General features: G+C 74.2%; 23 protein-coding genes and 1 pseudogene. 4 read left to right on the top strand and 20 right to left on the bottom strand.

Annotation, left to right across the window (positions count from 1 at the left end; translation table 11 throughout):
• Positions 1-8: 8 nt before the first annotated feature.
• The 3 genes from pdhA to E3Z34_RS15745 form a co-directional block, all read right to left on the bottom strand.
• Positions 9-1202 (bottom strand): pyruvate dehydrogenase (acetyl-transferring) E1 component subunit alpha, encoded by a 1194-nt coding sequence (gene pdhA / locus E3Z34_RS15735; protein WP_134774363.1) that lies wholly within the window; start codon positions 1200-1202, stop codon positions 9-11.
• A 90-nt stretch (positions 1203-1292) separates the two neighbouring features.
• Complete coding sequence (locus E3Z34_RS15740) at positions 1293-2081, bottom strand: dienelactone hydrolase family protein (protein ID WP_170213020.1); 789 nt, start codon at positions 2079-2081, stop codon at positions 1293-1295.
• Complete coding sequence (locus tag E3Z34_RS15745) at positions 2078-2458, bottom strand: phage holin family protein (RefSeq protein WP_134774364.1); 381 nt, start codon at positions 2456-2458, stop codon at positions 2078-2080. Before E3Z34_RS15745 ends, E3Z34_RS15740 begins: the two co-directional genes overlap by 4 nt.
• 66 nt (positions 2459-2524) lie before the next feature.
• Here E3Z34_RS15745 and hisC point away from each other — a divergent pair, with 66 nt between their 5' ends.
• Positions 2525-3613, top strand: a complete 1089-nt coding sequence (gene hisC / locus E3Z34_RS15750; RefSeq protein WP_134774365.1) for a histidinol-phosphate transaminase — start codon at positions 2525-2527, stop codon at positions 3611-3613.
• A 15-nt stretch (positions 3614-3628) separates the two neighbouring features.
• Here hisC and E3Z34_RS15755 read toward each other — a convergent pair whose 3' ends face one another.
• The 5 genes from E3Z34_RS15755 to E3Z34_RS15775 form a co-directional block, all read right to left on the bottom strand.
• The gene (locus tag E3Z34_RS15755; RefSeq protein ID WP_134774366.1) at positions 3629-4075 is read right to left on the bottom strand and encodes a hypothetical protein; all 447 of its coding nucleotides are present in this window, start codon (positions 4073-4075) and stop codon (positions 3629-3631) included.
• A gap of 20 nt (positions 4076-4095) precedes the next feature.
• On the bottom strand, positions 4096-4905 hold the full coding sequence (locus E3Z34_RS15760; protein WP_134774367.1) for a bifunctional hydroxymethylpyrimidine kinase/phosphomethylpyrimidine kinase: 810 nt from the start codon (positions 4903-4905) through the stop codon (positions 4096-4098).
• Between the two features lie 27 nt (positions 4906-4932).
• Positions 4933-5157 carry an RNA-binding S4 domain-containing protein gene (locus E3Z34_RS15765; protein WP_238695223.1) on the bottom strand — a complete coding sequence of 75 codons (225 nt, stop codon included), beginning with the start codon at positions 5155-5157 and terminating at the stop codon, positions 4933-4935.
• Positions 5150-5470 carry a GNAT family N-acetyltransferase gene (locus tag E3Z34_RS15770; protein ID WP_134774369.1) on the bottom strand — a complete coding sequence of 107 codons (321 nt, stop codon included), beginning with the start codon at positions 5468-5470 and terminating at the stop codon, positions 5150-5152. The genes E3Z34_RS15765 and E3Z34_RS15770 overlap by 8 nt, the downstream gene beginning before the upstream one ends.
• Before the next feature lie 72 nt (positions 5471-5542).
• Positions 5543-6340 carry a CPBP family intramembrane glutamic endopeptidase gene (locus E3Z34_RS15775; RefSeq protein ID WP_134774370.1) on the bottom strand — a complete coding sequence of 266 codons (798 nt, stop codon included), beginning with the start codon at positions 6338-6340 and terminating at the stop codon, positions 5543-5545.
• Between the two features lie 174 nt (positions 6341-6514).
• Between E3Z34_RS15775 and E3Z34_RS19580 the strand changes: the two genes are divergently transcribed.
• The gene (locus E3Z34_RS19580; protein ID WP_275106666.1) at positions 6515-6646 is read left to right on the top strand and encodes a hypothetical protein; all 132 of its coding nucleotides are present in this window, start codon (positions 6515-6517) and stop codon (positions 6644-6646) included.
• Between the two features lie 39 nt (positions 6647-6685).
• Positions 6686-7420 (top strand): trypsin-like serine protease, encoded by a 735-nt coding sequence (locus E3Z34_RS15780; protein WP_134774371.1) that lies wholly within the window; start codon positions 6686-6688, stop codon positions 7418-7420.
• A gap of 386 nt (positions 7421-7806) precedes the next feature.
• Here E3Z34_RS15780 and E3Z34_RS15785 read toward each other — a convergent pair whose 3' ends face one another.
• From E3Z34_RS15785 to E3Z34_RS15810, 7 genes are read right to left on the bottom strand one after another with little or no spacing between them, the layout of a single operon-like run.
• The gene (locus tag E3Z34_RS15785; protein WP_134774372.1) at positions 7807-8457 is read right to left on the bottom strand and encodes a hypothetical protein; all 651 of its coding nucleotides are present in this window, start codon (positions 8455-8457) and stop codon (positions 7807-7809) included.
• Positions 8458-8461: 4 nt separating this feature from the next.
• Entirely contained in the window at positions 8462-10771 is a 2310-nt protein-coding gene (locus E3Z34_RS15790) for a phosphotransferase (RefSeq protein WP_158288711.1), read from the bottom strand.
• Entirely contained in the window at positions 10764-12554 is a 1791-nt protein-coding gene (locus E3Z34_RS15795; protein WP_134774374.1) for an ABC transporter ATP-binding protein, read from the bottom strand. The genes E3Z34_RS15790 and E3Z34_RS15795 overlap by 8 nt, the downstream gene beginning before the upstream one ends.
• The gene (locus E3Z34_RS19585) at positions 12551-12814 is read right to left on the bottom strand and encodes a glycosyltransferase (RefSeq protein WP_275106685.1); all 264 of its coding nucleotides are present in this window, start codon (positions 12812-12814) and stop codon (positions 12551-12553) included. Before E3Z34_RS19585 ends, E3Z34_RS15795 begins: the two co-directional genes overlap by 4 nt.
• A gap of 2 nt (positions 12815-12816) precedes the next feature.
• A complete protein-coding gene (locus tag E3Z34_RS19590) occupies positions 12817-13710 on the bottom strand; it encodes a glycosyltransferase family 4 protein (RefSeq protein WP_275106667.1) in 894 nt (297 codons plus the stop codon).
• Entirely contained in the window at positions 13707-14996 is a 1290-nt protein-coding gene (locus E3Z34_RS15805) for a glycosyltransferase (RefSeq protein WP_134774375.1), read from the bottom strand. Before E3Z34_RS15805 ends, E3Z34_RS19590 begins: the two co-directional genes overlap by 4 nt.
• Positions 14993-16228: a glycosyltransferase family protein gene (locus E3Z34_RS15810; RefSeq protein ID WP_202976974.1), complete on the bottom strand. Its 1236-nt coding sequence runs from the start codon at positions 16226-16228 to the stop codon at positions 14993-14995. Before E3Z34_RS15810 ends, E3Z34_RS15805 begins: the two co-directional genes overlap by 4 nt.
• 326 nt (positions 16229-16554) lie before the next feature.
• Between E3Z34_RS15810 and E3Z34_RS19235 the strand changes: the two genes are divergently transcribed.
• Positions 16555-16701 carry a hypothetical protein gene (locus tag E3Z34_RS19235; RefSeq protein ID WP_238695224.1) on the top strand — a complete coding sequence of 49 codons (147 nt, stop codon included), beginning with the start codon at positions 16555-16557 and terminating at the stop codon, positions 16699-16701.
• Here the strand turns inward: E3Z34_RS19235 and E3Z34_RS15820 are convergent.
• The 5 genes and pseudogenes from E3Z34_RS15820 to E3Z34_RS15840 all read right to left on the bottom strand — a co-directional run bounded on the left by E3Z34_RS15820 (position 16648) and on the right by E3Z34_RS15840 (position 20576).
• On the bottom strand, positions 16648-17076 hold the full coding sequence (locus tag E3Z34_RS15820; RefSeq protein WP_134774376.1) for a type II toxin-antitoxin system VapC family toxin: 429 nt from the start codon (positions 17074-17076) through the stop codon (positions 16648-16650). The genes E3Z34_RS19235 and E3Z34_RS15820 overlap by 54 nt on opposite strands.
• Positions 17073-17309 (bottom strand): FitA-like ribbon-helix-helix domain-containing protein, encoded by a 237-nt coding sequence (locus E3Z34_RS15825; protein ID WP_134774377.1) that lies wholly within the window; start codon positions 17307-17309, stop codon positions 17073-17075. The genes E3Z34_RS15820 and E3Z34_RS15825 overlap by 4 nt, the downstream gene beginning before the upstream one ends.
• Positions 17310-17367: 58 nt before the next feature.
• A pseudogene (locus E3Z34_RS15830) lies at positions 17368-18047 on the bottom strand (response regulator transcription factor).
• Positions 18048-18057: 10 nt separating this feature from the next.
• Positions 18058-19572, bottom strand: coding sequence for a sensor histidine kinase (locus E3Z34_RS15835; protein WP_134774378.1), 1515 nt, complete (start codon positions 19570-19572; stop codon positions 18058-18060).
• Positions 19569-20576 (bottom strand): DUF2891 family protein, encoded by a 1008-nt coding sequence (locus E3Z34_RS15840; RefSeq protein ID WP_134774379.1) that lies wholly within the window; start codon positions 20574-20576, stop codon positions 19569-19571. The genes E3Z34_RS15835 and E3Z34_RS15840 overlap by 4 nt, the downstream gene beginning before the upstream one ends.
• Between the last annotated feature and the right edge of the window lie 11 nt (positions 20577-20587).

Here is a 20587-nt window from a genome sequence, read left to right on the forward strand (position 1 = left end):
GTCCTTCCTCAGTCCTCGAAGCCGGCGTGGTAGTCGGCGAACTCGCGCGCCTCGCGCTCGACCAGCGGGTGCGGCTCGGCATACACGTGCTCGAACATCTCCGCGTGCGGCGGGTCGGGCATGGTCTGGCACGCGGTGCGGATGCGCACCGCCAGCTCGTCGGCCTCGGCCTCGAGGTCGGCCAGCCAGCCCTCGTCGACGATCCCCTGCTCCAGCAGGTGCTTCTTCATCCGGTCGACCGGGTCCTTGGCGCGCCACAGGTCGACCTCGGCGGAGATGCGGTACTTCGTCGGGTCGTCGGAGGTGGTGTGCGCGCCCATCCGGTAGGTGAACGCCTCGATGAGCGTGGGGCCCTGGCCGGAGCGGGCGCGCTCGAGGGCGGCGCGGGTCACGGCGTAGGAGGCCAGCACGTCGTTGCCGTCGACCCGCACGCCGGGGAAGCCGAAGCCGTCGGCGCGGCGGTAGGGCGGCACGCGGAACTGCCGGTCGTTGGGCTCGGAGATCGCCCAGTGGTTGTTCTGCACGTAGAAGACGACCGGGGCGTTGGAGACCGCGGCGAAGACGAGCGCCTCGTTGTAGTCGCCCTGCGAGGTGCCGCCGTCGCCGGTGAACGCCATGACGGCGGTGTCGCGGCCGGGGTCGCCCGTCGCCACGGCACCGTCGCGCTGCACGCCCATGGCGTAGCCGACCGCATGCATCATCTGGTTGCCGATGACGATGGTGTAGAGGTGGAAGTTGTTCTCGTTGGAGTCCCACCCGCCGTGGTTGACACCGCGGAACATGCCGAGCAGGTTCTCCGGCGGCACGCCCTTGCACCAGGCGACGCCGTGCTCGCGGTAGCCGGGGAAGGCGTAGTCCTGCGGGCGCATCGCGCGGCCCGCACCGACCTGGGCGGCCTCCTGGCCGAGCAGGCTGGGCCACAGCCCGAGCTCGCCCTGACGCTGCAGCGCGAATCCCTCGGCGTCGACGCGGCGGACCAGGATGAGGTCGCGCAGCATCCCGCGCAGCGCGTCGTCGTCGAGCTCCTCGAGGTAGGCGGCGTAGGGCTGGTTGACCTCGTCGAGAGGGACGCGGCTCCCGTCGGCGGCGAGGAACTGGACCATGTCCGGGCCTCCGTCGGTGATGTCCCGCTGCGGGGGCTCGTGCCCACCCTGGGCGGCGCCGGTCGGCTCAGCGACCTGCGCGACGTCGTCGTCGCTCACGCGTCAACACTCCTTCTCCTCGGCCTCGACGCCGATGGGGGCGGCTGGGTATCGCGGTCACGTTACCGCAGCGCCCAGCCTGACCTCGGGTCAGTCCGGGACGGGCAGGACCTCGGCGAGGAAGGCCCGCGTCTGCTCCCCGGCCGCCGCGCTGGCGGTGGCGTGGTGGAACATCGGGTCGGGGTTGTCGAAGGCGTGACCGGCGCCCTCGTGCAGCTCGAAGCGCACCTGCGGGCGGGTGCCGTCGGCGGTCACGGCGGCCCGGACCTCCTCGACGGCCGGCATCGGGATGAAGGCGTCGGCGGTCCCGAAGTGGTGCAGGCTCGGGCAGGTGACCTTCTCCGCCCGCGCGAGCAGGCCGGGCAGGGCGGAGCCGTAGTAGCTCACCAGGGCCGCGGGCGGCCGCCCGGCGTCGGTGGCCCGGGCGGCCACGTCGAAGGCGAGGCCTCCGCCGAAGCAGAAGCCCAGCAGCCCGACCCGGTCGCCGTCGACCCCGTCGAGCCCGCGCAGCTCCTCCAGCGCGGCGAGGCCGTCGCGGGCGGCGGTCTCCCAGTCGACGCGCTGGGCCAGGGCCATGCCGGCCTCCAGGCCACCCTCGGCGGCGGGCTGCTCGACGACGGGTATGCCGTCAGCGTCGGCCTCGGCGGGGGCGTCGCCGTCGCCCTCACCCTCGCCCAGGCGGGCGTAGAGCTGGGGGGCGAGCACGGCATACCCCTGGTCGGCGAGCTCGGCGCACCGCTCCTGGATGTAGCGGCCGACGCCGAAGATCTCCTGCAGGACCACGAGGGCGGGGGCGGGGCCGTCGCCGGCGGGCCGCCAGAGCAGCCCGGGGAGCGGGCCGTCCGGGGCGGGGATCTCGTGGGCGGCGGGGGCGCTCACCGGCGCTCCCCGTCCGGCAGCAGCATGCTGGTGACGACGCCGACGGCCGAGACGATGAGCGAGCCCAGCACGGCGTCCCAGAAGAAGCTCTCGACGGTGAACTCCAGCCCCAGCACGCCCGCCAGCCACGAGGTGAGCGAGAGCATGAGGGCGTTGACGACGACGAGGAAGAGCCCCAGCGTCAGCACGATGAAGGGCAGCGACAGCAGCTTGAGCAACGGCTTGACGATGGCGTTGAGCACCCCGAAGAGGGCGGCGACCAGGACGACCGTGAGCACGAGCGAGGCGCCCTCCCCCCCGAAGCTGATCCCGGGGAGCAGGACGGCGGCGACCCACAGGGCCACGGCGTTGGCGAGGACGGCGAGCAGCATCTTCATACCGGCATCGTCCCACGCACCACGGGCGGGCGGGGAGGTCGCCGGGAGGGTCACTAGGCTGCGTTCATGACCGAGCAGACCGCCCCCGTCCGCCTGCGCGCCGTCCTGGACCGGATGCCGGCCTACGTCGCCGGCCGGCCGCCCGCGCCGGTCGAGGGGCTCACCCCCTACAAGATCTCCAGCAACGAGAACCCCTACCCGCCCCTGCCGTCGGTCACCGACGCGCTGGCCCGGGCCGCGGCGACGATCAACCGCTACCCCGACCCCGGGGTCGTCGCCCTGACGCGGGCGCTGTCGGAGCGTCTCGGGGTGCCGGCGGAGCAGATCGCGACCGGCACCGGCAGCGTGGCCGTGCTGGCGCAGCTGGTGTCGATCACCTGCGACCAGGGGGACGAGGTCATCTACGCCTGGCGGAGCTTCGAGGCCTACCCCATCGTCGTCGCGCTCGCCGGTGCCGAGTCGGTGCAGGTGCCGCTGACCGCCGACGCGCGGCACGACCTGGACGCGATGGCCGCCGCCGTCACCGACCGCACCCGGCTGGTCCTGGTCTGCTCCCCCAACAACCCGACCGGGCCCACGGTGCGGGAGGACGAGCTGCGCGCCTTCCTCGCGAAGGTCCCCACCGACGTGCTCGTCGTGCTGGACGAGGCCTACCTGGAGTTCACCACCGCGCCGGACGTGCCGGACGCGCTGGCCGTGCTCGCCGACCACCCCAACGTCGTGGTGCTGCGCACCTTCTCCAAGGCCTACGGCCTGGCCGGGCTGCGGGTCGGGTATGCCGTGGGCCACCCTCTCGTCGCCGCCGCCCTGCGCAAGGCCGCCCTGCCGTTCGGCGTGACCGACCTGGCGCAGGAGGCGGCGATCGCCAGCCTGGAGGCGTACGACGAGCTGGAGGTCCGGGTCAAGGAGCTCGTGGCCGAGCGGGAGCGGGTCCTCGCCGCACTGGCCGAGCAGGGCTGGGACGTGCCGCAAGCCCAGGGCAACTTCGTCTGGCTGCCGCTGGGCGAGGACGCCGTGGACTTCGCGGCCGCCTGCGCGCGCCAGGCCCTGACGGTGCGGCCCTTCTCCGGCGACGGCGTCCGCTGCACCATCGCCGAGCCGGAGGCCAACGACCGGCTCCTGGAGATCACGGCGCAGTGGCTGCGGGAGCGGTGACGAGGGCTCGGTGCCCTAGGTCGTGCTGCCGGCCCGGGGCTTCGCCCGTCGTCGGGGCTTCGCCTTGAGCACCTTGGGCCAGGCGAGCTGCCGCGTGAGCCGGCAGGCGAGGAAGGTCACGGCCCAGCTGGCGACGAAGACGAGCAGGCTGGGCGCGATCATCCCCTGACCCTGCTGGCGCACCGCGAGGGCGAAGAACCAGGGCACCGCGATCCCGACGGCGCCCGCGGTGGCCATCAGCCACGCCTGCGCCCGCCGGCCCGCGACGAGCTGCGCGGGGATAGCGATCGCGATGATCGTCGCGAAGGCCATGACGAGGGGGAAGAACTCCGGCCCGCCCCGCTCCAGGCTCCACGACTGCCCCGACACCCAGGCCAGGACCCCGCCGAGGACCATGATGGACAGTCCCTTGTGCATCGAGCCGGTGACCAGCGCGCTCGAGCCGTGCGGTGAGAGTGACATGAGGGGTGTGAGGCCGCGCCTCAGGCGACCTGCCAGACGACGTCGAACGGGGCGCTGCTGACCAGCCGCGCCTCGATCCCGCGGGTGACGAACTCCTTCGCCGCGCGCGCCGCCTCGAACGGCTCCGCCCCGAGCGCGAGCTGGGCCGCCACGGCTGCGGCGAGCGTGCAGCCGGCCCCGGCCACGGCCACGCCCCCGCCGATCTTGGGAGCGGTGAGGACCTCGGTGCGCCCGGCGTCGACATACACGTCGACGGCGTCGTCCCCGGGCAGGTGCACCCCGCCCTTGGCCAGGACGACCGCGCCGGAGGCCTCGTGGATCCGGCGCGCGGCCTCGGTGAGCTCCTCGACGGTCTCGATCGACTCCATACCGGACAGCGACATCGTCTCGAAGTGGTTGGGGGTGACGAAGGTCGCCAGCGGCAGGACCTGCGCCTTGAGCGCCTCGTCGGTGTCGAGGGCGGCGCCGGGCTCCTGGCCCTTGCAGATGAGGACCGGGTCGAGGACGACGTGCTCGAACTGCCGCTGCCGCAGCGCGTCGGCGACGGTCGCGATGGTGGCGGGCGTGCCGAGCATGCCGATCTTGGCGACCCGCAGCTGCTCGGGCGGGTAGGTCGTCGTGATGACCTCGAGCTGGTCGGCGATGACCTGCGGCTCGACCGGGACGAAGCGGTGGTTCCAGTCGTCCTGGGGGTCGAAGGAGACGATGCAGGTCAGGGCCACGCAGCCGAAGACGCCGTGCTGCTGGAAGGTCTTGAGGTCGACCTGGGCGCCGGCGCCGCCGGTGGCCTCCGAGCCAGCGATCGTGAGGGCGACAGGGGGAGTCTGCATCCCTCCATGATGCACCGTCCGGCGGGCTCAGCCCTCCCGGGCGGGGGTGACGCGGCTGCCGGAGTACTCGACGACCTGGCCCGGGCGGATCTGCGTGCCGCGCCGCACGACGGTCTCCCCGTCGACGGTGACCTCGGCGTTCTCGATGACCATGCGGGCCATCGAGCCGTCCTGCACCAGGGAGGCGAGCTTGAGCAGCTGCCCCAGCCGGATCGACTCGTCGCGGATCGGGACCTGCTGGACCTCAGCCACGGCCCTCACGCTCCCCGGCGCCCTCGACGAGGTCGCAGTGCTCAGGGTGATCGGCGATGTAGCGCGGGATGAAGGGGCAGGTCGGCCGCACGCGCAGGCCCTCGGCCCGGGCGTGCTGCAGGCCGGCCTCGACGAGCCGGCCCCCCAGCCCGTGCCCGCGCTTGACCCGGTCCACGACGGTGTGCTGCAGGTCGATGACGTCGCCCCGCATCTCGTAGGAGAGGAACCCGACGGACCGCCTGTCCTCACCCTCTCCCTCGACGGCCTCCCAGCGGTCCTGCTCCGGGACGTGGACGATCTGCACCTCGCTCATCTCTCCAGGGTATGCCGTGCCGCCGGCGGTCCCGTCCGCTCCCCGCCTCCTCTCGCCGGTCAGCCCGCCGGGTCAGAGCCAGTCGACCCGGTCGGCGAGCACGGCATACCCGACGAAGGCGACGACGTCGAGCAGCGTGTGCGCCATGACCAGCGGCATGACCCTCCTGGTGCGGGTGTAGACCCAGCCGAGCAGCAGGCCCATCGCGACGTTGCCCACGAAGCCGCCGAACCCCTGGTAGAGGTGGTAGCTCCCCCGGACCAGCGCCGAGGTGACGATGACCGTCCACATCGACCAGCCCGCCTGCGCCCAGCGCGTGAAGAGGTAGCCCACCATGAGCACCTCCTCGAGCACGGCGTTCTGGACCGAGGCGAGGACGAGCACGGGCACCGCCCACCAGACCGACGGCAGGTTGGCGGGGGCGACGGTGGTGTTGAGGTCGAGCTCGCGGGCCAGGAGGTAGAGCGCCAGGCCGGGCAGCCCGATGACGGCGGCGAGAACGAGGCCCTGGACGAGGTCGCGGACGGGCCGGGCCAGGTCGAGGCCGATGAACCGGGCCGGTGCGCGCATCTCGCGGGCGAGGATGTGCAGGGCGAGGACGACGGGGACCAGGGCCAGGGCGATGCCGGCGAGCTGGTAGGCGAGGTCGAGCCAGGGCCGGTCGGGGGCGGCGCTGGTGTTCATGGCGGTCGTCTGCGCCGACAGCGGCGCCTCCGCGGTCAGCTTGCGGATGATGTTGAGGACCGACCAGACGGCCGACGCACCCAGGCTGACGCCCAGCACCAGCACCGTCTCGGTGACCAGCGTGCGGGAGGTATGCGGACTCGCCGGCACCGTGAGCCCCGGCAGCGGTCGCGGGCTGGCGTGCATGGGCGTCACGCTAGCCGCCCACCACAGCAGGCGGCCGGACGCTCGGCCCCGGTCCCGGCGCCCCCGATGCTTGTGCAGCGCTCTTGTGTCACATTGATCGCCCGGACGATGAATGTGACACAAGAGCCATGCACAAGGATGCGGCGCGCATCATCCCGCAGACCCTTCCCACGGGTGCTCCGTCGACCTACAGTGGCCGAGTTCCCGACCACCGACCTGGAGATCTCGATGAAGCGCACCGTCCTGACCGGTCTGACCGCCGCCGCCCTCCTGAGCTCCGCCACCGCGGCCCAGGCCATCACCTGAGGCGAGCCGGACGGCGACGACCACCCCCACGTCGTCACGATGCTCTTCGTGCAGGGCGGCGAGGGGTACTCCTCCTGCTCGGGCACCATGCTGGACGCCGACACCGTCCTGACGGCGGGTCACTGCACCGGTGTCGACGGGAACACCCCCAACAGCGTGACCTGGGTGAGCAACCACCCCGACCCGCTCCACGACTACGACGGCAGCGGCATCGCCGCATACCTGCAGGACAGCGACCACTGGGTGGAGGGCCAGGCGATCCCCCACCCGGAGTACGACAACTTCGCCGGCTTCCCCGACACGTATGACGTGGGTGTCGTGGAGCTCGAGGGCGCCATCGACACCGGCGGGGTCTACGGCACGCTCCCCGATGAGGGTTTCCTGGACGCGCTGATGACGAAGAAGGGTCGCACCACCCACCGGCAGGTCGCCGTGGTGGGCTACGGCATGCAGGGCACCGTCCCGGCGTTCTACCAGGACGACTTCATGCGCTACCAGGGCACGTCGACGATCACCGGCCTGGGCCGTTCGGCCAACCAGGGCGGCCAGAACGTCCAGCTCTCCAACTCGCCCGGCAAGGGCAACGGCAGCGGGGGCACCTGCTTCGGTGACTCGGGCGGTCCCGCCTTCTGGATCGACCCCACCACCGGCGAGGAGACCACCACCGTCGTGGCCGTCACCTCGTTCGGCATCACCGGCCAGTGCGCCGGGACGGACTTCTCCTTCCGCACCGACATCGACGCGACGCTGGACTTCGTCTCGCCATACCTCTGAGTCGGGGGGCGCGAGGCGCCAGGCACGCGGATAGACAAGGAAGTCCTGCACGGACGTCGCTCTCGACCTCGTGCATGCCCGACTTCCTTGTCTATCCGGGTGCGTCACCGCAGGGTCGGCCCGATGCCCTGCAGACCGCGTCGCACACCGCGGCCGAGTGGGACGCCTGTCTCGCCGCGCTCTTCGTGCCGCTGCGAGCTGGCACCCAACGCCTGACCGCCCCCGCCCAGCAAGGGGGACCTGCGGGCGGTCACTCCGGTCGACCGGGCCGACCCGGCGAGAGGCGCCCGGTCCGAGAGTCCGAGGGGGAGCCCGTGAGGCAGACCAGGCGAGGGGCGTCCGGTCCGTGAGTCCGGCCAGCCGCGGCGACCAGGCGGGGGCGCCGGTCAGTCGTCCCAGTCGTCGTCCCAGTCGTCGTCGTCGCACTCCTCCCACTCGTCGTCGTCCCAGCACATCCCCGGCGGGGTGACGGGCGCGGGCTGCACGGGCTGGGGCACGGGCGGCGGCGGGGGCAGGGGCACGGGAGCCGGCTGGGGTGCGGGAGGGGCGGGCGTCGAGCCGGTCGACCCGGAGCTGCCGGACCTGTCCGAAGCCTCCGACGCCTCCTGCTCCGCCCTCTCTGCCGCTGCCTTCTCCTCCTCCGCCTTCTCGGCGGCCGCCGCAGCCAGCTCCGCGAGCTCGCTCCGCGAGGCACGCAGCGTGCCCATCACGCTGCTCAGGGCGATCAGGCGGTCGTCGACGGTCTCGCGGTCCTCGGCGGTCCGCCCGGCGGAGTCGTCGGCGGCCGCGCCGCCACTCGCGTCCCCCGGCGACGCCGCGTTTGGCGCCCCCGCACCGTCCGCACTCCCCGCACCGCTCGTCGGCGCCCCCTCGTCGTCGACCACCGCCTGGCGGACCGCGGGCTCCCCCGGGTCCAGGTCGGCCGACACCACGACGCCGGGCAGGTCCTGCCGGGCCTCTGCGGTCGCGTCGAACCACAGCCAGATCCCGGTGAGCCCCACGAGCACCAGGCTGAGGGCGGAGGCGAGCAGCTTCATGGCACTACCTTCCCGCGGGTCGAGGAGACGGGGGTGAGACGACGATGAGAGAGTTCTCATCTTCGCTGGTCAGCGGCCACTCATCGACCGCCCAGCGCAGCACGGACTCCCGCCACGGCGGGCGGAAGGCGTAGACCGCGGCCAGCCTCGCCACCGTCGCCCGCCTCGCCAGCCGCATCCGCTCCGGGTCCACGTCCGAGGCGTCGGCGACGCGGTCCACCGCCTCCAGCATCGTCGCCGTGGCCCGGGCCGACCAGCGGCCCTGGGCCTGCCGCAGCCGGGCGTGGACGGCGAGGTTGGCCAGGTCGAGGGCCGGCTCGGCCCGGCATACCGTGTCCAGGTCGAGCACGGACAGCCGCGCTCCGTCCCAGAGCAGCTGCTTGTCGTGCAGGTCGCGGTGGGTGGGCACCAGCCGCGCTCCGGTATGCGGTGCCGCCGCCAGCTCCTCCGCCACCTCGCCCAGGCGGGCGGCCCAGGGGGTGCCGCGCAGGACGCCCGCGCGCTCGGCCCGCTCCCGCCAGGTGAGGAGCACCTGCGCCTCGTCGTCGGCGGTGTGCGCGGGCAGGTCGGGCGCGTCGAGGGCCTGGAACCGGGCCCACGCCCGGGCCCAGGCGGACCACATACCGGGCCAGTCGCGCTCCTCCGCGAGCTCGTGCACGGGCCGGCCGGGGAGGACGGAGAAGGCGACGGTGCCGTCGTCGGCGGACAGGACGTCCGCGGCGCCCAGCCCGGCCGCCCCGGCCAGGGCGCGGCCGCGCCGGGAGAGCTCGGCGACGGCGGGCGCGCGGCCGGGGCGCAGGACCTTCAGGTACCGGTCCGGCAGCGCCACGACCGCCCGGCGCGCAGGACGGTGCACGACGAGGCGGCCCCGCTCGGCCGGCCCGGCGAGCGCGGGGAGCCGCCGGTCGGTCCCGGGCGGCAGCAGCCGGACTGCGCCGGTCGCGTCGACGGTCCCGGCGCGCAGGCGCCCGTGCTGGTCCGGCCCCTCGATCGCGACCCGGGCGACGCCGTCCACGACCGTGTCGGGCCAGGCGCGCAGCACCTCGACCCTGTCGCCATCCTGCTCGACGGCCCCGGGCACCGTCCAGGGCGCCAGGACCTCGAGCGCGAGCCGGGCACGCCGCAGCGTCCCCTGCTCCCACCCCGGCTCCTGGGCACGCCAGGGCTCGGCGGCGCGGGCCAGGAGCGCGGCCGCGACCCAGGCGGGGGCGGGCGAGGCGCCGTACGCCGCCAGCAGCGGCCGAAGGTCCGTCCCCTCGATGATCGCGACCGCCAGGACGCTGGCCAGGTCCACCTCGGCCGGGCCGACCGCGGCGCGGTCCAGGTCGGTGAGGACGAGGCCGGTGTCCCCGGCCAGCACCTGGTCGAGGGAGAAGTCCCCGTGCAGCACGACGTCGGGGCCGCCCGCCAGGCCGGCAGAACGCTCCGGGGTGTCGGCTGCCGGCAGGGCGGTGAGGGCCTCGCGCAGGGGTGCCGTCAGGTATCGCGCCACCCCCTCCAGGTGGAGCACGGTCGCCTCGGCGGCGGCGTGGGCGTGGGCCCAACCACGGCGGGCCAGGCCGAGCTCCGGCCCGAGGGTCGTCGGGGAGGCGTGCAGCCGGGCGAGGAGCGTGCCCGCGTCCCGGAGCTGCTCGGAGGTCGCCCGGGTCGCGAGGTCGGCGCCCTCGACCCAACGCCATACCGTGGTCCGTCGACCGCCCCGGAGGCCCGCCTCGGCCGCGGGCACCGGCGTGGTGACGGGGACGCCGTGGGCGGCGAGCGCGCGAGCCACGCGGGTCAGCCGGTCGCGGTGCGGCTCGGCGGTCACGCGGACGACGTGGTCGCCGAGGCGCAGAACCGCCCGGCGCAGGGGGTTGTAGCGGAGCAGCTCCGCCACGCTCAGGTCGATCTCCGCCAGCGGACCCACCAGGCGGGGATCGGTGTGGGTCGGCCCCCAGAGCAGCTGCGCGTCCAGGTCGGGCAGGTCGAGCTCGCCGAGGGGGGCCTCCGGCCGGTGGCTGGTGATGGCCTCGATCCGCTTGTCCCGCTTGCGACGCGCCTCCCCGACGAGGGCCAGCACCCAGCCGATCGGGGCGTCGGGGCTGTGGATATCCGTCACGAACGCGCGTCCGGTTGGGGTGGGGTTGTGGATATCTGTCACGAACGCGCGTCCGGTTGCCGAGGGGGTGGGGCTGGTGGGGAGGAGGGCGGCGGCGTGGGAGACGCCGGGCTTGCTGCGCAGGCGGGTGATCCGGACCGGGAGGCCGACCGTGCGGGAGAGCCAGGCGGGGTCGAGGAGGAGGTCGAGGACGGGGTCCAAGGACGTCTCAGGCACGGGCCACCTCCTCCTCCAGCACCCGCTCGAGGGGCGCCTCGGAGGGCGGGCCGTCCCAGGTGACACGGCCGGCCTCGACGACGACGACCCGGTCGGCGGTGCGGGCGGTGTCGGCGTCGTGGGTGACGAGCAGGCAGGTGCGCCCGCGGGCCAGCTCGCGGATCGCGTCGTTGACGAGCTCGACGTTCTCGGGGTCCAGACCGGTCGTGGGCTCGTCGAGCACCAGCACCGGCGCGTCCCGCAGGAAGGCGCGGGCCAGGGAGATCCGCTGCCGCTGCCCGCCGGAGAGGCTGGAGCCGCGCTCGGTGACCTCCGTCAGCAGACCGTCGGGCAGGGCGTCGGTGAACTCCGTGACCCGGGCGAGCCTCGCCGCCCGGAGCACCTCGCCGTCGGTGGCGCCGGGGCGGCCCTGGCGGATGTTCTCCTCGATGGTGCCGGTGAAGAGCACCGCCTCCTGCTGCACGAGCGCCACCGACCCCCGGAGCTCGGCGAGGTCGACGTCGCGCAGGTCGATCCCGTCGAGGCGCACCGTGCCGGCGGTCGGGTCGAGCATCCGCAGGACGAGCGCGGCCAGGGTGGACTTGCCCGAGCCGGAGGGCCCCACGACGGCCACGGTCTCCCAGGGCGCCACCCGCAGGCGGAGCCCGTCGAGGACGCGGATGCCGGGGACGTACTCCACCCGCACGTCCTCGAACCGCAGCTCGCCCCGCACGCGGCGCAGCGGCACCGGGTCCGGCGCGGAGACGATGTCGGGCTGCACGTCGAGCAGGTCGGCGACGCGCTCGCCGGAGGCGCTGGCGCGGGCGACGCGGCCGGTGTACTTCGCCAGGTCCCGCAGCGGCTTCATCGACGTCTTGAGGTAGGTGAGGAAGATGACCAGGTCGCCCGGGGTCATCGCACCCTGCAGGACGCGGGTGCCGCCGAGGTAGAGGACGGCCGCGGTCGCCACGCCGACCAGGACGTCGGTGCGCCGCTCCAGCCCCGCCGCGAGCCGCCGGGCCTTGACCCCGTCCTTGAGGGACCTGGCGTTGGAGCCCTGGAAGTGGCGGCTGCGGTCCGGCTCCAGCCCGTAGGCCTGCACGTGGGTCATGCCGGCGAGGGTCTCCTGGGCGATGTTGGCCAGGTCGCCCTCGCTGCGCCGCGTCCTGCGAGACGCGTGCGTGATCTTGCCGGTGCTCGTGCGGGAGAAGAGGAGGAAGACGAGGATCGCGCCCAGGCTGATGAGCGCCAGGACCGGGTCGAGCCAGGTCATCACCCCCAGCATCGCGACGAGCGTGAAGACGTTGACCACCAGGGGCATCCCCGCGGTCACCGCCACCTCCTGCAGCCGCCCCACGTCGGCGACGAGGCGCTGCACGACGTCACCGGACCGGGCGGTGCCGTGATAGCGGCGCGACAGTCCCTGCACGTGGTCGAAGACTCGGGCCCGCAGCTGGGTCGCGATCCGCGAGCCCCCAAGGGCGAAGGCCACGGTCGCCCCGAAGTTGCACACCGCGCGCAGCCCGATGATCGAGATCGTCGCGAGGGCGGCCGCCAGCAGCAGCTGCGCGGACGCGGGCGGCCCGGCCTCGGCCAGGTCGGCCCCCAGGCTCCGGGTGACGGCGTCGACGACGAGCTTGGTCGGCCACGGCTCCAGGACGCGGAAGGCCACCTCGAGCACGAGCAGCACCCCGCCGCCGGCCAGCAGCCCGCGCTGCCCGGGCAGGTGCGGGCGCAGCAGGCCGAGCGTGCGGCGCAGCGGGCCGCGCCCACGTGCGGTAGGGGTCTCCTCCCCGCGCCTCACGAGACCGGCTCCAGCATCCCGCCGAGGGTGGCGTCCAGCACGTGGTGCCAGGAGTGCCGCTCCTCCATGCGCGCCCTGCCGGCGGCGCCGAGGCGGGCCGCGCGGGCCGGATCGGCGACGAGGGCGTCGACCGCGGCGGCGAGCGTCCGTGGGTCCGACGGCGGCACGAGCAGCCCGGTCACGCCGTCGTCGACGACGGAGGGGATCTGCCCGATGCGGGAGGCGACGACGGGCAGCGCGGCGGCGGCGTACTCGTACACCTTCAACGGGGAGAAGTAGTGGTCCGGGGCGGCGGTGGCGGGTAGGGCGCGACGGCGACCGACGCGCCCTCCATCGTCGCCGGCACCTGCTCCGGCGCGACGGCGCCGACGAGCTCGACGTCCAGGCCGTGCTCGGCGACGAGCCGCTCGACGGTCTCCCGCTGCGGGCCGTCGCCGACGATCCGCAGCCGCCACGGCTCGCGGGCCAGCGCGGCGGCGCGGACGAGGTCCTCGACGCCGTGCCAGGGCTTGAGGGTGCCGACGAAGACGACGACGGGCGGGCCGGCCGGGTCCGGGGTCACCGGGCGCACCCGCTCGGTGTTGACGCCGTTGGGCACCACGACGACGGGAGGTATGCGGTCCCACGCCTCCGCGTGGCCCCGCACCCAGTCCGCGACCGGCTCGCTGACGCAGCCCACGACGTCGGCCGCCGCGAGCTGGGCCCGCAGGGCGGCGACGGCGCCGGCCTCGTCGACGAGGACCCGGTGGGTGCGCTGCTCGTCGACGAGCTGGGCGTTGACCTCGAGCACGGTCCGCACGGCGGACCCGAGCCCGAGCCGCGCCTGCTCCAGCACGGTGGAGAAGAGCGAGTAGCGCTCGTAGACGACGTCCGGGGCGAGCTCCACGACCTGCCGGGCCAGCTCGGCGGCGGCCTCCTGCTGGGCGACCTCGCGCTGCGCCGGGTCCAGACCCTTGCCCCCGACGCGCACGAGGTGCACGGGCAGGTCGGCCAGGTCGGCGGGGACGTCGTCGCCGAGGCGGACGGCATACACGTGGACGTCGGCGCCCCGGGCGCGCCAGGCGCGGACGATCTCCTGCACGTGGACGCTGGCGCCCTTGGTGCCGAAGACGGGGATGCCGGGGTCGGCGCAGACGTAGGCGACGCGGAAGGTCATCGGGCCACCGCCTCGAGGGCGCTGAGCCGCGCGGCCTGCCGGGTGGTGTCGAAGTCGCGCTCGATGACCGCGCGTGCGGCGCGGGCGACCTCGACGCGGGGCCAGCCGGGGTCGGCCACCTCGCGCAGCGCGTCGGCGACGCGGTCGGCGAGACCGGCCGGGTCGCGGGACAGCAGGATGCCGGTCCGCGGCTCGCCGTCACGGGCGGGGTGGACCGCCTCGGGGATGCCGGTGACGTCGGTGGCCACGCACGGCACGCCGCGGGCCATCGCCTCGAGCAGCACGGTGGGGAGCCCGTCGGCGTTGCCGTCGGCGCCGACGACGCAGGGGGCGGCCAGGACGTCGGCGGCGTCCAGCTCGGCCACGAGCTCGGCCTGCGAGCGCGGGCCCAGGAGCGTCACGACGCCCTCCAGCCCGGCCTCGCGCACCTGCTGCGCCAGCCGGCCCGCGAGCTCGCCCTCGCCGACGATGCGGACGGCGAGCGGCATACCCTGCGCCGTCAGCCGTGCGGCGGCGGCCACGAGGTGGTCGAAGCCCTTCTTCTCCACGATCCGCCCCACGGCGAGCACCTGCAGCGGGCCGTCGACCGGTCGCGGGTCGCGGTACGGGAAGCGCGACAGCTCCAGCCCGTTGCGCACCAGCTCGACCGTGCCGGACAGCGCGGGGTCGACCTCGCGCAGGAGGTAGCGGCGGTTGTAGTCGCTGATGGCGACGACCCGGTGCGCCCGGTGGAGCACCTCGCGCAGCAGGACCGGGTCGACGTCCTCGTGGAAGAGGTCCTTGGCGTGGGTGGTGACGGTGAAGGGCAGGTCGGTCAGTGCGCACGCGACCGCGGTGCACCAGGAGGCCAGGCTCGCGAAGTGCACGTGCACGTGGGTGATGCCGTCGGCCCGCAGCCGCAGCGCCAGCTCGACCGCCTGGGCGACGTCGGAGGGGCCGAGGCGCACGAGCAGCGACAGCAGCGCCCCGAAGCGCTCGCCGAAGCCGGGCAGCTCCTCGTGCGCCCGCCGCAGCGTCTCCCACTCGGCGGACAGCTTGTGCACGCGCGGGAGGTGGGTGACCGGCGCCTGCACCTGGGCGAGCTGGGGGTGGAAGCGCGAGTCGGTCGTGGGCCGCAGCGCGTAGATCGCCAGGTCCTCCCCCGCGGCCTCGCGCGCCAGGATCTCGGTGACGACGAAGGTCTCGGAGAAGCGCGGGTAGACCTTGAGGACGTAGGCGGTGCGGCGGCGGGGGGCCGTGCCGGTCGGGGTGGTCGGCGGAGCGGGGGTGAGGGTCTCGGTGCTCATGGCGGGTATGTCGCGCGGTCAGACCGCGGCGACCAGCTCCTTCCGGGGGCGGGGGGTGGCGGTGGTGCCGGCCAGCAGGTCGGCGGCGGAGCGGGCGGTGGCGCGCAGCCCGCCGAGGTCGAGGTGCTCGCGGCTGACCCGGCGGCCCACGGCCGAGGCCCACCAATGCGTGATCGCCGCCGGGGACAGGTGCTGGGCCCGGAGCAGGTCCACCGAGCCGTCGGCGGCCAGCCCCTCGCAGCGCAGCAGCTGCTCGCGGCGGGGCCACTCACGGGGCACGAGGAGGGCGGGCACGTCGCCGGCGAGCGTCTCGGTGACCGTGTTGTAGCCAGCCGCGTCGGCCTGACGGGCGGGCCTGGCCGGATGAGGCCAGCCGCGTCGGCGACGGACCGGACGACGCTGGTGCGGGCGCCGGCGGCGCCCTCGACGGCCCGGTGGTCAGCGTCGGACATCTGCGGGCCGGTGACCACGACGTGCACGTGCCCGACAGGGACGGTGGCGCGGGCCGCGGCCAGGCACAGACGGGTGCCGTCGCTGCCGCCGCCGACGGTCGTGAGCAGGTAGGGCGTGGCCGGCTCGAGGCCGGGCGGGTCCTCGGCGCGGCCGTGGGAGAGGTAGCCCTGGTAGCGGACCAGGTCGTGGAGCGGCTCCGGCAGCTCACCGCTGGTGCGCAGGTCGTGCACGCGGGGGTCGCCGTAGACCCAGATCTGGTCGTAGAGCTCCCGGACCGTCCCGACCGGGGTGCGCTCCCACTCCCGGGCCAGTGCCGCGGGGGTGTCGAGCACCTCCCGCAGGCCCAGGACGACCCGGGCCCCGGGCACCTCGGCGCGCAGCGCCCGCAGCCCCTCCTCGAGCTCGCCCCCGAAGCCCAGCGCGTGCCGGTCGACGACGACCAGGTCGGGGCGGAAGGCCAGGAGCGTGGCCCGCACGATCTGCGCGCGCAGACCGGTGACGGCGTCGAGCCCGACCCCGAGCCGCCGCGGCCCGTACTCAGCGCCCGTCTTGCCGACGGCCGGCAGGGTCACGACGTCGAAGCCGGCGGGCAGCGAGCTCGTGACGGACCCGGCCACCCCGTTGACGAGCAGCCCGGTCACCGGACGACCGGTCAGCACCGGCAGCCGGGAGGCCAGCGCGTGCGCGAGGGCGCGGTTGCGGCGGAAGTGCCCCATCCCCTGGGAGTCGTGGGAGTAGAACACCACCCGGAGGGGGTCGGCTGCGCTCACCTCGGCCATGCCCATCACCTTCTTCTGCCCGACGACCCGGTCGGCCGCTCTGACCGTCAGTGAACGGGAGCAGGATGAGGGGTGGATGACAGGTCAGTGAGAGTTCTCTCATCGACGCCCGCGCCGATGCTCCCCCCGGCCCGACCAAGGTCACTAGACTCCCCATCCGACGCGGCGCCACGGGGGCGCGGCACCGGGAGCAGGAGAACGATGGCCGCCCCGAGCACCAGGAACGGCAACGGCGGGTCGCGCCGTAGCTGGGCCCGTGTCCTCCCGGGGCTGGCGGCGCTACGCGGCTACGAGCGCGGCTGGCTGCGCGGGACGTCCTCGCGGGGGTGACGGTCGCGGCATACCTCGTCCCCCAGGTGCTCGCGTATGCGGAGGTGGCCGGCCTCCCGCCCGTCAGGGCTGTGGCACCAGCGTTGCCCCTACGGACGATGGATGTCGAAAGGGTTCACCACGGTCAGGTCCGGCACCTGTGAGAAGTCCTTGACGTTCCTCGTGGCCAGGGTGGCTCCGTTCGCGAGGCAGATCCCGGCGAGCTGTGCGTCGGCCAGAGACATGGTCCGCCCCTGGTCGAGACCATCGACCAGGACACGGGCCGTGGCTCTCGCCGCCGTCACGTCGTAGACGGCGATGGCATCGGCGAATGCGGTGACCATCGCGGCCCACCGGACCGCGAGGGCCGAGCGTCGACGACCGGCCGGGAGTCGTCCCAGACCACGATCGATCTCCTCGACGGTCACCACGCTGATCGTCAGGTCCGAGGTCGCCACGTCCCGCGCCCACGCCAGGACGTTCGCCTCGGGGATGTCCTTCATGAACTCCGAGACGACGTTCGTGTCGGCGATGATCACGAGAGGTCGACCGGGCGCGGACGATCATCTCGGACCGGCACGAGCAGGTCCACTCCTCCCACCTCGGAGATGGCGGTGTGCAGCGCCAGCAGGATGTTCTCGTCCGGGAGGTCCACTGCCGCATCCAGGATCGCACGCACCTCAGCCTCGACGGAGCGGCCATGCTTAGCCGCCCGACCACGCAACCGGGCGTGGGTGGTTTCGTTCAACTGGCGGATCGTCAGACTGCCCATGGCGTCACCTCCGTGATAGCAATGCTAGCACTCGACGACACCTGTAGCGCCGTCCCCCTCAGTGCTCGAAGCGGTAGCCGACACCCCGGACCGTGGTGATCCGGTCGGCCCCGACCTTGGCGCGCAGGTAGCGCACGTAGACGTCCACGACGTTGGAGCTGCCGGTCACCTCATACCCCCACACCCGGTCGAGCAGCTGCTCGCGGGACAGCGCCTGCCCGGCGTGCGCGATGAGCTCGCGCGCGAGGGCGAACTCGCGGGCCGACAGGTCGACCGGCGTGCCGTCGACGGTGGCGGTGCGGGCGGCGACGTCCAGCTCGACCCCGCCGGCCACGAGCCGGTCCTCGGCGGCCGGCCCCGCGGCCCCCTGGAGGTCGGCGTGCTGGCGCAGCCGCAGCCGCACCCGCGCCAGCAGCTCCTCGACGCGGAACGGCTTGGCGATGTAGTCCTCCGCCCCGCTCTCCAGCCCGAGCACGGTGTCCTCGACCGAGTCGCGCGCGGTGCACATGATGATCGGCACCGCTCCTCCATCGTGCGCAGCATCTTGAGCACGGTGAAGCCGTCCATCTTCGGCAGGCCCACGTCGAGCACGACGAGGTCCACCTCCCCGCCGGTCGCGTGCTCGAGGGCCGCGATGCCGTCGGTGACGATCGTGGTCCGGTGACCCTCGGAGCGCAGCGCCCGGTCGAGAACCCGGGCGATCCCCTCCTCGTCCTCCGCGATCAGGATGTGCGGCATGCCCAGGAGGCTACCCGGTGGGGGTGTCGCGCTCGGGCCCGTCCGGCAGCCACAGGGTGAAGCGCGAGCCGACACCCTCGACGGACTCGACGGCGGCGGCGCCCCCGTGGGCCTGGACGATGGCCTCGACGATGGCGAGCCCGAGGCCGCTGCCCTCGACCCGGCTGGCGTTGTCGGCGCGGCCGAAGCGCTCGAAGATCCGGCTCAGCTGCTCCTCCGGTATGCCGCACCCCTGGTCCAGGACCGACAGCGCCAGGTAGCGGTCGGCCGGCCGGGCCCCGGCCGCGACCGCCCGCGCGCCCTCCTCACCGTCGGCGTCGGCCCACCGGCTGGTGAGCTCGACGACGCTGCCCGGCTCGCTGAACTTCACGCCGTTCGCGGCCAGCTGCACCACGGCCTGGATGATCCGCTGCCGGTCCAGGTCGAGCTGCCCCTCGGCATCGGTGCTCAGCCGCCAGCGGCGGTCGCCCAGGGAGGTGAGCCGGTCCATGCACTCCACGGCCAGCTCGGTGACGTCGGTGGGGGCGGTCCGGACGAAGTCCGGGCGTTGCGCCTTGGCCAGCACGAGCAGGTCGTCGACGAGCCGCTGCATCCGGTCGACCTCGTCGAGCATGAGCGTCCGGGTGGCGGTCACCTCCTCGGGGTCGTGCGGGTCGAGCAGCTCGGCGTTGCCGCGCAGGATGGTCAACGGGGTGCGCAGCTCGTGCGCGGCGTCGTCGAGGAACTGCCGCTGCTCACCCACCCCCGCCTCGATCCGGTCGAGCATCTGGTTGAAGCGGACGCCGAGCTGGACGACGTCGGTGTCGGCGCCGGCGACGTCCACCCGGCGTGACAGGTCGGTGGTGCTGACCTCGGCCGTGGCCTCCTGGAGGTCGCGCAGGGGGCGCAGGAGCCGGCCGAGGACGACGTGGGCCAGGGCCGCCCCGAGCGCCATGACGACCACGCTGACGAGCACGAAGATGAGGACGCGGCGCAGCATCTCCTCCTGCTGGGACCCGAGGTCGATGGCGACGACGAAGGTCCCCTGGCGCTCCTCCCCGTCCAGCCGCACGTCGGCGGCGAGCACGCGCAGGGTGGTGCCCTGGGTCCGCAGGGAGGTGATCCGGGCCTCCCCCTCGGGCACGGACAGGGCGGTGACGGCCGAGACCACGTCCGGGCCCTGCACCTCGAAGGCCCGCTCTCCCCCGCTCCAGAACATCGGCCGGTCCTGCACCAGCCCCATGAAGGCCTCGTCCTCCCCGGCCGTCGAGGTGGCGATGAAGTCGTAGAAGAGGTCGTCGACGTCGACGTAGGCCCGGCCGTCCCGACCGGGCCCGGCCTGGGCGAGCAGGCCCAGCTCGTCCACCTCCTGGACGAGGTCGTCGTTGATCTGGTCGACGACGCGCTGGTACTGCACCGTGAACGACAGCAGGCCCGTGAGCAGCAGCCCGAGCGCGAGCAGCCCGACGACCATGGTCATCAGCCGCTGGCGGACGGTCCACCTGGGCCGCGCCGCCGGGGTGGGCTCCCCCGCCGCGTCGGTCACGGCCGCTCCAGGGCGCCCCTGGCGAGCAGCGCGAACGACACCAGCCAGTGGGTGGCCATGAAGTCGCCGTCGGTGATCGCGACCAGCACGGCACCCTCCTGCTCGTCGGCGGCGGCGCGCAGCCGGTCGGCCGCGGCGTCGGGCACCCATCCTGCCAGCCCGCGCAGGGCCCAGGCCCGGGACAGCGCGAGCCCGAGCAGGTGCGCCCCCTGGCCGTCGGTCGGGTCCAGGACCGTGGGGGTCGCCAGGAGCGAGGTATGCCGTCCCTCCCCGAGGCCGGGCAGCACCCGGGCCAGCCAGGGGCGGACCTCCTCCGGCGGCAGCACCCGGGTCATGAGCAGGGCCTCGGTGAGCGCCGGGGAGAGGAAGTCGGTGCCGCCCGGCTCGTGGTCGGTGGGCGCGGAGCCGTCGTCGGCGAACCAACCGAGGGCCGCGTCCCGGCAGGCGGTGACGACCTCGGGCCGGTCGAGGCGGTCGGGGGCGTAGGCGTCGAGGAGCAGGAGCAGCGCGAAGGCGTCGTTCTGGTGCTTGCCGTGCCGGACGGGGTAGGCCTGGCGCGCCAGCCAGCCGGGGACCAGCTCGGCCACGAGGTCCCCGAGGGGTGCCAGCGCGGCAGCCCAGCGCCCGCCCGGGTCGTGGGTCGCGGCGACGAGCTGGGCGGCCCACGCCCAGCCGTATGGCCGCTCGAAGCCGGGACGCTCCCGGAGGTAGGCGACCTCGACCGCGACGTTCGCCGGGGTCAGCCGCTCGTCCAGGAGGGCGGTGGCCGCGGCCCGCTCGGCCTCCGGGAGGGAGGCGGCATACCGTGACAGGAGGGTGACCAGGGACCACTGCATGTGGACGCTGCTGTGCCAGTCGAGCGCGCCGGAGAAGGCGGGGTGGCGCTCGTGCGGGACGACGGAGGTGTCGTCCGGGCCGAGGACGAGGTGGCCGGGCGCCCACGGGTAGGGGGTGCCGAGCACCGAGCGGGCGATCCGGCTCCAGGCCGGCAGGTCGGAGGTCATGGGGCCATTAC

It is taken from the genome of Ornithinimicrobium flavum (genome assembly GCF_004526345.1).
GTDB lineage: Bacteria > Actinomycetota > Actinomycetes > Actinomycetales > Dermatophilaceae > Ornithinicoccus > Ornithinicoccus flavus.